At 41.7% G+C, this 13,127-nt stretch carries 11 protein-coding genes; 6 read left to right on the top strand and 5 right to left on the bottom strand.

What is annotated here, in order from left to right:
• The first annotated feature begins 350 nt into the window (after positions 1-350).
• The 5 genes from HN980_06985 (at position 351) to HN980_06965 (ending at position 4,726) form a co-directional block, all read left to right on the top strand.
• Positions 351-737 (top strand): PEGA domain-containing protein, encoded by a 387-nt coding sequence (locus tag HN980_06985; protein ID MBT6929216.1) that lies wholly within the window; start codon positions 351-353, stop codon positions 735-737.
• Positions 738-1,060: 323 nt separating this feature from the next.
• Positions 1,061-2,794, top strand: coding sequence for a DUF4105 domain-containing protein (locus tag HN980_06980; protein MBT6929215.1), 1,734 nt, complete (start codon positions 1,061-1,063; stop codon positions 2,792-2,794).
• Between the two features lie 103 nt (positions 2,795-2,897).
• On the top strand, positions 2,898-3,365 hold the full coding sequence (locus tag HN980_06975; protein MBT6929214.1) for an NUDIX domain-containing protein: 468 nt from the start codon (positions 2,898-2,900) through the stop codon (positions 3,363-3,365).
• A 331-nt stretch (positions 3,366-3,696) separates the two neighbouring features.
• On the top strand, positions 3,697-4,290 hold the full coding sequence (locus HN980_06970) for a hypothetical protein (GenBank protein ID MBT6929213.1): 594 nt from the start codon (positions 3,697-3,699) through the stop codon (positions 4,288-4,290).
• A complete protein-coding gene (locus HN980_06965; protein MBT6929212.1) occupies positions 4,265-4,726 on the top strand; it encodes a hypothetical protein in 462 nt (153 codons plus the stop codon). The genes HN980_06970 and HN980_06965 overlap by 26 nt, the downstream gene beginning before the upstream one ends.
• Before the next feature lie 742 nt (positions 4,727-5,468).
• Here HN980_06965 and HN980_06960 read toward each other — a convergent pair.
• The gene (locus HN980_06960; GenBank protein ID MBT6929211.1) at positions 5,469-5,999 is read right to left on the bottom strand and encodes a GNAT family N-acetyltransferase; all 531 of its coding nucleotides are present in this window, start codon (positions 5,997-5,999) and stop codon (positions 5,469-5,471) included.
• A gap of 181 nt (positions 6,000-6,180) precedes the next feature.
• On the opposite strand from HN980_06960, the gene HN980_06955 reads away from it, so the two are divergent.
• Positions 6,181-8,787 carry a hypothetical protein gene (locus HN980_06955; protein MBT6929210.1) on the top strand — a complete coding sequence of 869 codons (2,607 nt, stop codon included), beginning with the start codon at positions 6,181-6,183 and terminating at the stop codon, positions 8,785-8,787.
• Between the two features lie 197 nt (positions 8,788-8,984).
• Here HN980_06955 and HN980_06950 read toward each other — a convergent pair whose 3' ends face one another.
• The 4 genes from HN980_06950 to HN980_06935 form a co-directional block, all read right to left on the bottom strand.
• The gene (locus HN980_06950) at positions 8,985-9,791 is read right to left on the bottom strand and encodes a hypothetical protein (GenBank protein MBT6929209.1); all 807 of its coding nucleotides are present in this window, start codon (positions 9,789-9,791) and stop codon (positions 8,985-8,987) included.
• A 224-nt stretch (positions 9,792-10,015) separates the two neighbouring features.
• On the bottom strand, positions 10,016-10,477 hold the full coding sequence (locus tag HN980_06945; protein ID MBT6929208.1) for a hypothetical protein: 462 nt from the start codon (positions 10,475-10,477) through the stop codon (positions 10,016-10,018).
• A 230-nt stretch (positions 10,478-10,707) separates the two neighbouring features.
• Positions 10,708-11,862 carry a class I SAM-dependent methyltransferase gene (locus HN980_06940; protein MBT6929207.1) on the bottom strand — a complete coding sequence of 385 codons (1,155 nt, stop codon included), beginning with the start codon at positions 11,860-11,862 and terminating at the stop codon, positions 10,708-10,710.
• Between the two features lie 550 nt (positions 11,863-12,412).
• Complete coding sequence (locus HN980_06935) at positions 12,413-12,652, bottom strand: hypothetical protein (protein MBT6929206.1); 240 nt, start codon at positions 12,650-12,652, stop codon at positions 12,413-12,415.
• Positions 12,653-13,127: the final 475 nt, after the last annotated feature.

The following is a 13,127-nucleotide window of genomic DNA, read 5'->3' as shown; positions in this document are numbered from 1 at the left end:
TCCCCCAGCCAGATTGTTTTCTTTCTCTGTGTTCTCTGTGCCTCTGTGGTAGAAAATCTTATTATGAAATTCTTCTATCCGTTATTTATAATCTCTATGGTAGAATCAATTGTTACCCCAAAATGGCATGTTTTGAACCGTGCCAAAATAAGACTTTACAATAATAGGCGATATCGTGTATAATATATTCATTGTTAACCATTTACGTCTCGAGGCTGGAGCTGCTATTTAGCATTTATAGCTATTGTAATTAAGTTGCTTTTAAGTATTAATTATAGTATAATAGATGTAAATTAATTTTTAAAATTAGTAAAAGAGATATAATAAAACATTTAACAAGGAATTATAATATGAAAAAGTTTATTAAAAAGCTTTCAGCTGTTTGTGCAGTGTTAGCAGTAGTTGTTATGACAACAAGTTTTGCTTCGATCATTAAGGGAACGGACCAGACAATAACATTTGAGAGTAATATTGATGGAGCAGAAGTTTATATTGATGGCCTGCTATTTGGTAAGACACCTTTTGCCGTTAATTTGAAGAAAAACAAATATAGCTCCATTATGGTTAAGAAAGATGGTTATGCCACTCAAACTTTACCATTAAATAAGAATTTTGATCCAGTTACTCTTCTAGATTTTTTCTGGGATTACAGTACTACAGACTTAATTACCGGTGCTGCTTTCGAATATGAGCCAAACAAGCTTTTCTTCAACCTAGAAAAAGAAAGCAAAAAGTGAACTTTTAATTATGGTAAGACTGACAGCGATAGCCAACAGGACTTAACGTCTTTCATCGTTAGAGAATACTATAAGGTCAAGCAGGACAAAAACAGCGAAGAGATGAGAACTTTGCTTTATTTGCTCAATGCTGAGTATGGCGCCTCTAAAGTTAATGAAGACAAAGTTCTAGAGTGGTTGTCAAAGTCGAAAGATCCTATAGAGTTCCTAAAGAGGACAAAGGACTTATCTTAAATTAAAAAGTATGTTACAAGATAAAAGTACAACTTGCATTAGGCAGGTTGTACTTTTTTTTATGTAATAGGTCGCATATCGGGTTTAAAATGATTAAAAATGTTGTTAAGCTTTCTTTTCTGTTTTTCATAGGGCTGCTGTTGTTATCGCGTCCTCTCTGTGGGGAACAAGATATTCAGAACATAGAAGAGTGGGAAAACCTTCTACATTTTTCCGATGACGAAAGTAGGATCACCTCAGACAGCTTTTTTCTTCATGAGAATGGCGCAGAAGACCCGGCATCTGAGCTATACGCAACCGTTGACCTTTTAAATTCTAAAGACGGAGAAACAATCGCTGCCAACTATCCCGCGAGATATCTTTGGCTGCAGGAGCAAGGATACTCAGTACCGACATTTGACCTTGAGCGTTTTGCTGAACTTAATGATTACGTCGAAGCGTTCCATAAAGACTCTTTATATCTTGTCTTCGCCTCGGAACAGATCGATACTCCTGCCTCTTCCTTTGGTCATATGCTCCTCGTTTTTTCTGGCGATGACAGCCCGATGCTGGCGGCAGACACCATTCACTTCGCTGCGGAAACCGAAATCGCTGGTGATAATTTTTTCAAATACTCTTTCAATGGCCTGGCAGGAAATTACGATAGCTATTTTTTCAGGACGCCCTTTTTTATAATAAAGAACACTTATAATCTAGAAGGACAGCGAGACCTGCATTTTTACAAGCTTGACCTCGATAGCGAAAGAATAACCTTTTTGATATATCACCTTTATGAATTGCGCAAAGCTAAGTATAGATACTACTTCCTTACCGAAAATTGTGCGTACCAAATAGATGCGCTTTTAAAGGTTGCATACGGACCCGCAGCGAACAGCCGTAACTATTATTTTCCCGTTGTGCCTATGGATATTCTAGGCGAATACCAAAAGAATATCTCTGAACAATTTGTCTTCCAGGCAACGCTAAAACGTGCGCAGAGTTTATTTGAAGAGATGTCGACGCAAGAAAAAGCTATATATACAGCAGTAGAAAGAGAAGACCTGAAATTAAGTGACGACCTCCCCGATAAAGTTAAAGAGGTCCTTAATATAGAAGCAGAATATCAGTTCCGACGTTTTGGTAATGTATCGAAAAATTATGACGAGACGATAAGTTTACAGTTTCCACATACTTTTTATAGCCCCCCGACACTGCCACCTTCGACGGGAAATAATAAGCATACATTTGGTTTAGGAGCATACAAAGACAAAAATTATGAAGGGCTTGTATTAGGATATCAACTTATCGGTAGAGATATATATGAGCTACAACATGACAAAATACAAGAGTCCGACATTGCTTTTTTTGATATCAAGGTAAAGCTTAGAGATTATAGAGAATTGTACCTTCAGCAGCTTGACCTGGTAAGGACTAAAGCGGTATGTAATAGAGGCAGACTGTCTTCTCCAGCGGTTTGGTCTGCAAACCTTGGCATAAACCGACAAAATCTCTCTAACAGGGCAGCAGGGAACTTTAGTCTGGCAATAGGGATGGGATATGGTTCTGACAAGATTGGACTGTGCTGTTTGGCAGGGATGGGCATACAGAATACCGCTCGAGAGGGGAACGTTTATATAAACCCTTCAATAGACCTACTTTTTTATCCTAGCACAACAATAAAAACCGGCGTTTCTGCTCTGAAAAAATATTGTTCGCATGGCACCTATAGCGAAGCACGTATATTCGCCTTGCATTCCATAAACGGCTTCTCGATAATAGCAGAATGTTCGTTGTCGAATTCTAATGTCATAGGAAATTCTTTTAGCTTAGGCTTGAGATTTTAACCCGCGATTGCGATCTGTAAGCGATTAAATTAAAAAGTAAATTTTTACAATGATTTTTGGTATGGTTAATTTTGCCAAACAACTAAATATAAAGAGGAAGAAGATGAAGCCGAAGTTTATAGCAGCATACCTTGTGGATACTAGCACGAAAGAAGAACCACTATATCTTCTTATAAGGAGATCTCCGAAGGACTATCTTCCTGGTATATGGCAGACGGTGACAGGAAAAGTAGAGGATGACGAAAATGTCAAAGACGCGACGTTTCGTGAGATACAAGAAGAGACAGGGATAGAATGCTTGGAACTTTATAATGTCGATGTAACGATGTTTTATGAGCAACACAAAGACAGCATAGCATTCAGTGCGAATTTCTGCGGCTACGTAGATAGCAATAATCCAGTTGTCCTTTCCGAGAACGAACACGACAAATTTATATGGGCGACATTTGAAGAGGCAAAAGCTTTGTTGGCATTCCCTTCGCAGAAAGAAAGCCTATCCTTTATTCATTCGTATTTTGTTCTTCAAAAGCCAGATTCGGTCAATAGGATTATACCCATGATTACCACCTAATCTCGCCAACCACAATACTTTAGCAATTCATCTGCTTATTTACATGCCTCGCCCAGCTCTAAAGAGCTGCGCTTCGATATGTAAAATCAACATCTAAATCACTAAAATGCCGTGGTAGACAGGATTAGGTGGCAATCATGGGTTATACGAGAAGAACAAGCCTGACCCCAATTTGACCTCATTATTAGCTTAGGTTGATGCATATGGGGAGAACACCTCTTAATTTGTAATCATTTTTTTAGATTTTAGCTAGACAAAAACATGTCAATGTTACAATATAGTGTTGTATTAAAACAACAAAGTGTTGTGAATATTTAGAGGGGATTATATTATGTCGAATTTTCTTAAGCTTTTTTCAAGTGCTGCACTGGCAGAGATTCTTGGTCTTTTTTTTATGAATCCGGAAGAAGAGTTTTATCAGTCAATTATTGTTAAGCGTAGCGGGAAAGCTTTGATGCAGGTGCAACGCAACCTCAAACGTTTAGAAGAGGCAGGCTTGATCACTTCAGAGCGCAAAGGGCATATGATTTATTATAAGGCAGATCGCATGCATCCTGCCTTTGAAGACCTTAAGAGCATTTTCTTAAAAACTATTCTTGTTGGGGATTATTTGAAAGAGGCTTTACAAGCCTTTGAAAAGAAGATTAATTTTGCATTCATTTATGGTTCTGTGGCTTCACACAAAGAAAATGTAGGCAGTGACATCGATTTATTTATCATTGGAGAGCTTGCCATGCGGGAGCTGTCAAACGTAATTGTTCCATTCTCAAAAAAAATAAAAAGAGAAATGAATGTTATGATATTTCGAGATAAAGAGTTTAAGGAAAGAGTTGCCAAAAAAGAGAATTTCTTTGTGGAAGTAATTAAAAAGCCGAAAATTTGGCTTATAGGAGGGCAAAATGGATTTAAAAACTTTATTGGATAAAGGAATATTAAAAAATCATCAGACATCGGCTGATGAAATTATGAAAATGTTTAAGATGGTGAAAAGAGATATTGGTGATGCAAGTCTTAAAGGTTTGTCAACAGATCGTCGATTTACAACGGCTTATGAAGCTGCTTTGACTTTGGCAACGGTTATACTGCGAATTTCCGGTTATAGGACTGGTCCTATGTCCGGTCATCACAAGAATACTTTTGCAATATTACCTGAACTTGTTGGTTCTGATTTGGAAGATTACAGCAATTATTTTGAAGCATGTCGAATGAAACGAAATATGAGTGAGTATACGAGTAGTGGTGAAATTTCTAAGAGTGAAGCGGATGAGATTCTACATGAGGTTCAGATGTTTGAAACTCTTGTGAAAAATTGGATAAATGAACATTATTCTGATTTTAAAAATGTTTGGCTATTGGAATAATATAAAGGGGCCGGACCCCCATATGCATCAACCTAAGCTAAAGTAAGGCATTGATACTCAGTAGAAAAGGCTTCGTGCATCACCCGGACACGGCAGTGCCCCCTCTCGACGTTGTCGTAATAGTAAGATTGTATCTTTACGTTTACTATAGGAAAAACAAAGAAAGGAAGTACAATCAACGACAATGGCGACAGCTGTGCGTCCGCTGCGCGCGCTCTGCGCAGTGGGTGCTCTCTGTGTGCTCTGTGGCTATGTGGTAAAAAAATCGGTAGCGCGTAACATCAGTAATTAAACACTGGTCACTGATAATGGCGGCATCAGGAGTGATCCACCAGCGACCTATACCTCATGTTTTAACCCGTGATTGCGACCTATCCTTTACCATAGAATTTTTGCAGTGGTACAGATACGAAGACGAAAGACGAGCGAATGTTAAAACATTCGCGAGGATAGAAGCAAAGTAGATGTGCTGCTGCAAAAAGAGATATGGTGAAGCAAGACGGGGATAATAAACGGAAATAAAAACAATAAGGAACAAAAAGACTTAAGATGCTTGTCTTCAGACAATTAAAGCTTCTTTCTTGAGCTCTTAAAAAAGAAAAAAGACCTTGTTTCCTATAGCATCCATAGTGTCAGGCAATCTGGCTTATTTTACTCCTCGCGAATAGTTACAACTATCCGCTTGTCGTGCACTGAGCCATCTTACCTAACTCTATGGCGCTAAAGGAAAGATAGGTCGCAATCACGGGTTTAATATGCCAAACCACAGCTCGTCGTGGTATTTGTTATCGATTTTTTTTGACTCGCGTAGTGTGCCCTCTAAGACAAAGCCGCTTTTCATTAACACCTTCTGCGATGCAATGTTGCCGCTATATAGCGAGGCGTCGATTCTATGTAATTTCAGCGTCTGAAATCCGAACTCTAGCACCTTGGCAACGGCTTCCGTCATAAACCCTCGTCCCCAGAATTTTTTGCCGAGCCAGTAGCCTATTTCGGCTTTTTGATTTTTTTTGTCTACATTCATTAATGAAATAACGCCTATCAATTTGTCGTCAAAGGCAATGGCGAAAGCATATGATTTCTCGCTTTTCATCTCGCGATGCGCTTTGGCTATCCACTTTTCAGCGCCATCTTTGGGATAGGGATAAGGGATATTGCTCGTCCAAAGTACAATGTCTTTGTCATTGATATTGTCATACACGTCTTTGGCATCAGACCTGCGCAACGACCGTAACGTCACACTACTGTCACCATCCTTTTCTTCATACCGCATAACACAACCTCCTACGTAATATCGTTGTAAATATTATACTACGCCTTTGACAAAAGTTCACGGAAATTGTGCCAATCGCAGATCAAAGAAAAAATTTACCATATCCGCAACAGGAACCTTTACAATAATGAGATTTTAGTATATAATTCTTTACTTATTAAACACTTAGGTTAAAAAACATATGAAAATTGGCGGGAGTTGCAACACAGTGCCTTACGTTGACAGCGGCGCGGTGACGATGACGTCATCCGTCGATGTAGCTCCACGCCCTGTTAGCTGCGAGGCTTCCGCTAAAGCCGACGCAAAGGCACGAGAGGTATTGCAGAAACCGGCGCCACAACCAAGGCCCCTAGCCGGAAGAAAGATAAAACAGCGTGCTGTCTCACCAGTGCCATACACAATAAACCGCCACGCTTTGTCTAAAGTACAAAAGAATCGGAGGCTTCAAGAGCTTAACCGTAAACTGTCGACGACGCTAAGCACAAAGATTTCTGAAGAAAAGCGTCGCCTTCTAGAGTTCGACAAGATCGAGCTCCCTAAAGAATCTCTTATATCGGAAGACATCACTGTAGGTGTTTTCTTGCAGGTTTTAAAGAACAACCTATCACGACATAAATGTAATTATGATGCCAGGATATGCGGCTCCGGAGCGACGGCGGCGATTTTTGAAAAGACGAATCCGAAAGATATCTCCGATATCGATATAGCATACTATATCAAAAAAGACGACGGACGACAATCTTGTTCTTTCGATACCATCAAAGAATGTTTTATCGATAGCTTATACGCATGTGTCGACAAAAATAAATTCCCAAAAGGTTTCGATGAGGATAGAATAAAAATAATCCTGCAAGAAGAATATCTTAGCAATTATATGCGTTCGGACAAGGATGCAGCGAAAGACTGGATGCTTATCGGCGTCGGAGATCTCGAGCTGCGCTTCGCAAGAAATGCCCCCGCCAATGAAGTCGATTGTACGGCAGCATCGTTTCAAGTGGACCTTTGGGGGGATAATTACTACTGTCTCGACGATGACGAAGTTCTCGCAACACGTCATTACCATGAGGGGACTGTCATGATCAGAAACCCGGCGGTTGTAGGGCTTCCGCGTATTTTGAGGCGCCTCGCCAAGCCTTCGTGCAGAAAATATAACCCGAAGCGTCTGGCAGAGGGCCTGCAAAGAAAATATAATGTCCAAGAGCTGTCGGATATCATGCGAAATCATCTGTTAGAAGACGCCGGCGACATAAACAAAAAAATAAAAAATTGCATAAAAATAATGACGGAGCTGCTGGCACAAGACGAGAGTCTCGATAGTGCGTATTTATTCAGCAATATAGCAGAGACGCTCGGAAAAATTTTGAAAATACAGGCAGAGACACCACACGACGCCGTCATTAATTTGTTGAAAAAGTTATACAAAAAAAAACGCTTCGACGTCATAGAAGCTTTTGTCACGGCAGCCGACGACTTTGGGTTTCTGGAAGAAAAAGCTTTGTGGGAACAGGTCATATTAACATGTGTTCGGATGGGCAATAAAAATATCATAATAAAAGCTTACGAGATCCTAGAAAAAAGGCTTCCTGACATGCCGTCAAGCAAGGCGATCGTTGCTATAAGTGCCGCCATGATTAAAGTTGGCAGAAAAAAACAAGCGGTAGCTCTGGCGAAGCATCTCGACGATAAAGCCTTCGAGACATATTCTCCGCCTGTCGTTGCTATCCTAAGAGCTCGTCTGCAACAAGCGACGTCGGCAAAAGAAATAATATCTATAGCGCGTAAAAGCGAGTTGTTTGGAAAAAAGGCGTCTCGTTTGCATGCTAAAGCGATAAATAAGATGAAAGAAGTACGGGCCTTTGAAAAATACGACGACGTCGTTACATTCCATGAAATGCTCCGCCGAGCCGACATCATAAAAAAAGTTAGAGAAAATAAAAGGCTGTTATATGGAAAAATCATCAGAGGGTACGTCAGCACCGCTGAGCAGTCTGCCGAAGAAGCTATAGAGGCATTGCCCGCCCCCTTTAAAGAACGCGAATTTTTCAACGAGAAAGAATTGGACGGCTTCCGCGATTATATTGTAAGGAAGTGGAAGTTGGCGACATCGGAAAGATCGCGTCGAGAAATCGAATCCTTTTCGCGGGCGGTCTCTGATGCCCCTGCCGACAGCAAAACAACAGTACTTAAGTCGTCCGTCGCAGTACAAACATCTCCAAGGTCCAAGCCACCACTACCCGTTGTAGAAAAGACGTCTTTTGAAAAGGTTAAAGAATTTTGTTCTTGCGAAGGAGGGGCGGATATAAAAGAGCTTGTAGCGATGCTTGAGATCTGGTTGGGTATGGAAAAAGGGTCCCAGCGACCTTCCAGGGATCAGCGCCGTGATCTTGCTACGGCGATGGTGAGGAAATTTATATCGTATTTTTCGATAAGCAAACCTTTGCGTAAAAGAAGATGGATAATATCGCCGATAACGTCATGGAAAATTCGTAATATAAGAATTAAAGAAAACAATATGGCAAGAGAATTTTATGAGACTCTTCCGGAGGACTTTTTCAGGAACATAAAAACTGAGCTGAGAGGTTTGCAATACGTCCGGAAGCGCAGAGGAAGGCGCGATGCATATCTTTTTCCTATCACGATCTTATTACTCCTCATCGTTATGCGAAAAATTCCTTTTGATCCCGTTGTTTTAAAGGGTACACAATACGAAGCGATATATCCCAAAAGATTCAAAAGACAAGTAGCGATAATTGAACGTAACAAAAAAGCGGGCGTGAAGGTGCGGTGATGGAGTCATGCCTGACACCATCACAATAAAACACCTTATCGATGATTTATGCCTTTTTGATATCCTCGGAAATTTCTTCAATCATTCCTGCCTCCACAGCCTGCATAAGCAGACCCATGTCACCCTCTTCTTCTTCTGGGCCAAAGCCTACCCCCTTTTTATTTCGCTGGCAAGCGTGATCCTAGACATTCTTGTTATTATTCATCTTCATCATCGCCTTGGAAGATGCTGTCGAAAAAACCCTTCCCTCCTTCTAGCAAAGAACCTCCAGCATCTTTTATTGCTCCTTGTAAAGCTTTGGCTGAATTCCCTAATGTTTCGGCGCCATCTTTAAAGAGAGGGTTTGCAGACACGACAGCTTCTTGAAGGCTTTCTGCGATAGCAGCAACGACTTCCTGGATAGCCATTGTAATAGAGGCACCATCAGAATCTTTGCCGATATCATTCATCTCGATCGTTGGCAGGGGAGTCGTAAGAGCTTTCCCCTGGAGGAAGACGGCGCTGAGGTGTACTTTGCCCTCGGCAAGGATAAAATGATCTATTACAACTTTTTTAGAAGAACCCTCACTTTTTTGTTGCGGCTCCTCATTTTCTTCTTTCTCGCTTCCTGAAGATATATTGTTTATTAAAGTGCTTATGTTGCTGCCAGAAGTCAGCCCCTGCTCATACGTTATCTGAGGGGCAATGATAGCTATCTCTTGGATGACGATTTCGTTGGAAAACAGAGAGGAAAGCTTGATGTTAAAAGTAATCTCATCGCAAGAGAAAGCGTATTCGGTTTTGAATGCCTCGGGGTTCCCCACAACGAAATTCTTGATAGTACCTTTCCCAGAAAGAGGGGAAAGCCTGACGCTTCCCAAAGAAACAGAAGTTTTTGTGAAATGTGGCGCTGCGGCTTCGACGCTTATTTTGACAATCTGACCGAGAAAGAGCTGCATGAAAATGATAAGTACTATAAAACACGCCGCTAAGCCGACACCAATAGATTTTAATTTGTGAGCCATGACAAAACTTTTCAATTCATCGGACATGACAAAATGTTTCAACTTATTGAACACGGCGAAAAATTTCAATTTATTAGATATTACAAAGCTTTTTAATTTATTGAACATGACAAACCCCACTTAGTTGCAATTTTTTCTAGTATGTTTTTCAACATAGAAAAAAATCTTTTATAAAGCAATTTTTATTATCGTGACATCTCCAGACTTGCGTTGTTGCCTTTTTTTTACTGTCTAAGGCCAGACCTGACCCCAACACAAGCAGTATTAAAATCAGCAATACTATCCTTAAAATCACGGAAATTAGACTTAAAAGTCGTAATGCTAGCACTAAGATCACAACCAGCTTTATCAAGAGCATAAAAACAAGCAGCAACAGCATCAACATTAGCATCAAGAGCATCAGCACTAGCAGTAATACGAGCATTAACAGCCGCAGTTCTAGCACCAAGATCACCACAAGGATCACCAAAAGCATCAAGACTGACTAGACTAACCTTAAAAGCCGCAGTGCTAGCAACAAGAGCATCAACACTAGCATCAAGAGCATCAGAACTAGCAGCAACACGAGCATTAATAGTCGCAGTGCTAGCACTAGCACCAAGATCACCACCAGGATCAACAAAAACAGTTTCTGGTAGTTCTGGTTGTGTTTGTGAAGGTTCTCTTGCTGTTGATGAAATATCCATAATTAATAATCCTTTACTAGCGGTGTCAGGCGTGCAATGTTGCAATCTTGTATATCAAAAGATTGCACCATTGCACGCCTGACACCCTTACAATCAACGACAATGGCGTCCGCTGCGCGCTCTGCGCAGTGGGTGCTCTCTGTGTAACTCCGTGTCTCCATGGTAAAATCCTGTAGAGCAAAACGCCAGTGATGGCAAGCTAAAAATACTGAAATAAAGAATATTAGCGCTTAGGTTGATGCATATGGGTTTAAACGATATAGCTTAGTAATTTCTTTTGACCGCGCAAGGTGAAGCGGATCGTCTTCGTCACTGGCCTTGGCATGTTCCGGTCGAGTTTCAAGACACTCAATGATTTTCAACCCTGCTTGTGTGATGAGGGACTCCACCTCAAGCGGTTCACGTAAGCCCAGGTGTTCGGCTAAATCAGAAAGAATCAGCCAGACCTCACCATTATCGGCTAAATGCTCGCGAACGCCGTTTAAAAACCCTTTTAGCATTAGGCTATTTTCGTCGTACACGGCGTGTTCAATTCTTGAGGTGGGGCGTGCTGGCACCCACGGAGGATTACAAACAATAAGCTCAGCAGTCCCTAGCGGAAAAAGATCCGTATTGATAACTTCAACTTGTTTTGTATAGCCCAAGCGAGAGATGTTCTTGCGTGCACAAGCCAATGCGCGTGGGTCCAAATCGGTTGCGATGATTTTTTTGACTCCACGCTTTGCCAAAATGGCGGCGATGACGCCGGTGCCGGTGCCGATATCAAAAGCACAAGTGAGGCGAGCGGGGAGTGGGGCTTTATTAATAAGATCGAGATACTCGCCACGGACGGGAGAGAAAATTCCGTAATGCGGATGAATTTTGTCGTCGAGGGCGGCGATAAACACGCCTTTTTTTCGCCACTCATGAGCGCCAATGTATCCTAGAAGCTCGCGCAGACTCACAACAAAGGCGCCAGGCGATACACCAGCATCTGCGGGCTCTAAGGCTTCGCTGATGGCCTGCCGAGCATCAGGAGCACGACTTAAATTAAGTTTGTAATCAGCTTCAACACAAATGAGCAGCCGTGAAAGTATCCGCGCACGATGCGCCTGTGATTGTCGATGCCGATGAAAGAGTTCGCTTAGCGACAGCGAGCTTGCGTTGGATTTTTTGTGTATTGATTTATCAATTCGACGCTGTACGGCCTGCAAGAGTTGTTTGGCATTTTGAAAGTCGCCTCTATAAATAAATGCAGCACCCTCGCTGGCTTTCCGATAAAAATCGTCTGCTTTAAGGCGATCATCCGCCAGTAATATTTTTTTAGGCATTGAGAAATCAGACCCCGTGACCCAATCTCGGGTCTCAGTTTGGCCATTTTCTGTCCATGTGAGTTTACGTTCCATAGTTACCTTTATTTTTTAATCTGTATTTTACTGATGTAATCTTTCTTCCCAATCTCGACGCCGTTATTTCGCAGAAATATGGCACGGTTCAAAACATGCCATTTTGGGATAACAGTTGATTCTACCATAGAGCGCATAAATAGCGGATAGAAGAATTTCGGAATAGGACTTTCTACCACAGAGGCACGGAGGACACAGAGAAAGAAAACAATCTGGCTGGGGGCTACTCCCCCAGACCCCCGTTTTTCAGTGACCAGTGAATAGTGTGATAACTGATAACTGATAACTGAACATTGAATATGCCCATAGCCCGCCCCAGCTCTCTCTCTGTGTTCTCCGTGTCTCTGTGGTGAAAAATCCTATTCTTATTCCGAACCCCGAACTTTTTAGGAAGCTTCACCTTCGCAAACTCTATCATCTGTTATCCCACTTTGAACCAGGCCAGAAATAGAATGCGCTGTCATGACATGAAAAAGGGAAGGTCCTTGCATTAGGCACAATGCACCGACGATATTGGCTATCAAACTTCGATCATCTTACCGGCTCTGTCTCAGTAGCTGAACAGATCTCTAATAGCGAAGGTCTTGCCACTGGCGGCGTTGAGAGCATTGCAAATTTTCTGCTGTACATGAGGCGTCAGACGGCGCCCCTTGCAGGCGCGAGAGACCATCTTGAACGTGATGTTTTCTGTGGACGCAGATACCAGATCACCCGCAGCGAGCTTATGCTCGGCGATGATGCCAGCAATTGGCTGTTCGCCAAGATTTTTTTCTACAGGATTATCATTCATGGCGTGATCCATTGGTTGCCGGCAGGGTATGAGTTTTTTGTAATACTATCATAGGCAATAATGGGGTCATGCCTGCGTAACTGCATTCACGAACATTAAGTTTCACAACTGACCTTACGCGCTACTCTCACTTTATTGGCGTGCTACAAGGGCGATCTGCTACATATTTCTCCTCGCCCAGCTCTTCTGAGCTTGGTTCGTCGGAATACTTACATCTCATCCCTTTCGCTACGTCACTAAAGCAAGACTAGCGCGTAACATCAGTTAACAACGTGGATATCAATATACCTAGTACTACACCCAAAGAATAATGTTCATAAGCGTATTAAAAAAGGGCACGGTTCAAAACATGCCATTTTGGGATAACAGTTGATTCTACCATAGAGCTCATAAATAGCGGATAGAAGAATTTCAGAATAGGAATTTTCTACCACAGAGAACACAGAGGGCACAGAGAGAAAAGCGGCTGGGCTAG

The organism is Waddliaceae bacterium, from assembly GCA_018694295.1.
Taxonomy (GTDB): domain Bacteria; phylum Chlamydiota; class Chlamydiia; order Chlamydiales; family JABHNK01; genus JABHNK01.
The sequence above is the reverse complement of the archived record's forward strand: the minus strand, read 5'-3'. Positions and strand labels throughout refer to the sequence as shown.

What these genes read in the sequence shown, in the direction of transcription:
- HN980_06950 (MBT6929209.1), bottom strand. Translation starts at nt 9,791, where the DNA reads ATGGCTCACAAATTAAAATCTATTGGTGTCGGCTTAGCGGCGTGTTTT.
- HN980_06985 (MBT6929216.1), top strand. Translation starts at nt 351, where the DNA reads ATGAAAAAGTTTATTAAAAAGCTTTCAGCTGTTTGTGCAGTGTTAGCA.
- HN980_06940 (MBT6929207.1), bottom strand. Translation starts at nt 11,862, where the DNA reads ATGGAACGTAAACTCACATGGACAGAAAATGGCCAAACTGAGACCCGA.
- HN980_06980 (MBT6929215.1), top strand. Translation starts at nt 1,061, where the DNA reads ATGATTAAAAATGTTGTTAAGCTTTCTTTTCTGTTTTTCATAGGGCTG.
- HN980_06945 (MBT6929208.1), bottom strand. Translation starts at nt 10,477, where the DNA reads ATGGATATTTCATCAACAGCAAGAGAACCTTCACAAACACAACCAGAA.
- HN980_06960 (MBT6929211.1), bottom strand. Translation starts at nt 5,999, where the DNA reads ATGCGGTATGAAGAAAAGGATGGTGACAGTAGTGTGACGTTACGGTCG.
- HN980_06955 (MBT6929210.1), top strand. Translation starts at nt 6,181, where the DNA reads ATGAAAATTGGCGGGAGTTGCAACACAGTGCCTTACGTTGACAGCGGC.
- HN980_06975 (MBT6929214.1), top strand. Translation starts at nt 2,898, where the DNA reads ATGAAGCCGAAGTTTATAGCAGCATACCTTGTGGATACTAGCACGAAA.
- HN980_06965 (MBT6929212.1), top strand. Translation starts at nt 4,265, where the DNA reads ATGGATTTAAAAACTTTATTGGATAAAGGAATATTAAAAAATCATCAG.
- HN980_06970 (MBT6929213.1), top strand. Translation starts at nt 3,697, where the DNA reads ATGTCGAATTTTCTTAAGCTTTTTTCAAGTGCTGCACTGGCAGAGATT.
- HN980_06935 (MBT6929206.1), bottom strand. Translation starts at nt 12,652, where the DNA reads ATGAATGATAATCCTGTAGAAAAAAATCTTGGCGAACAGCCAATTGCT.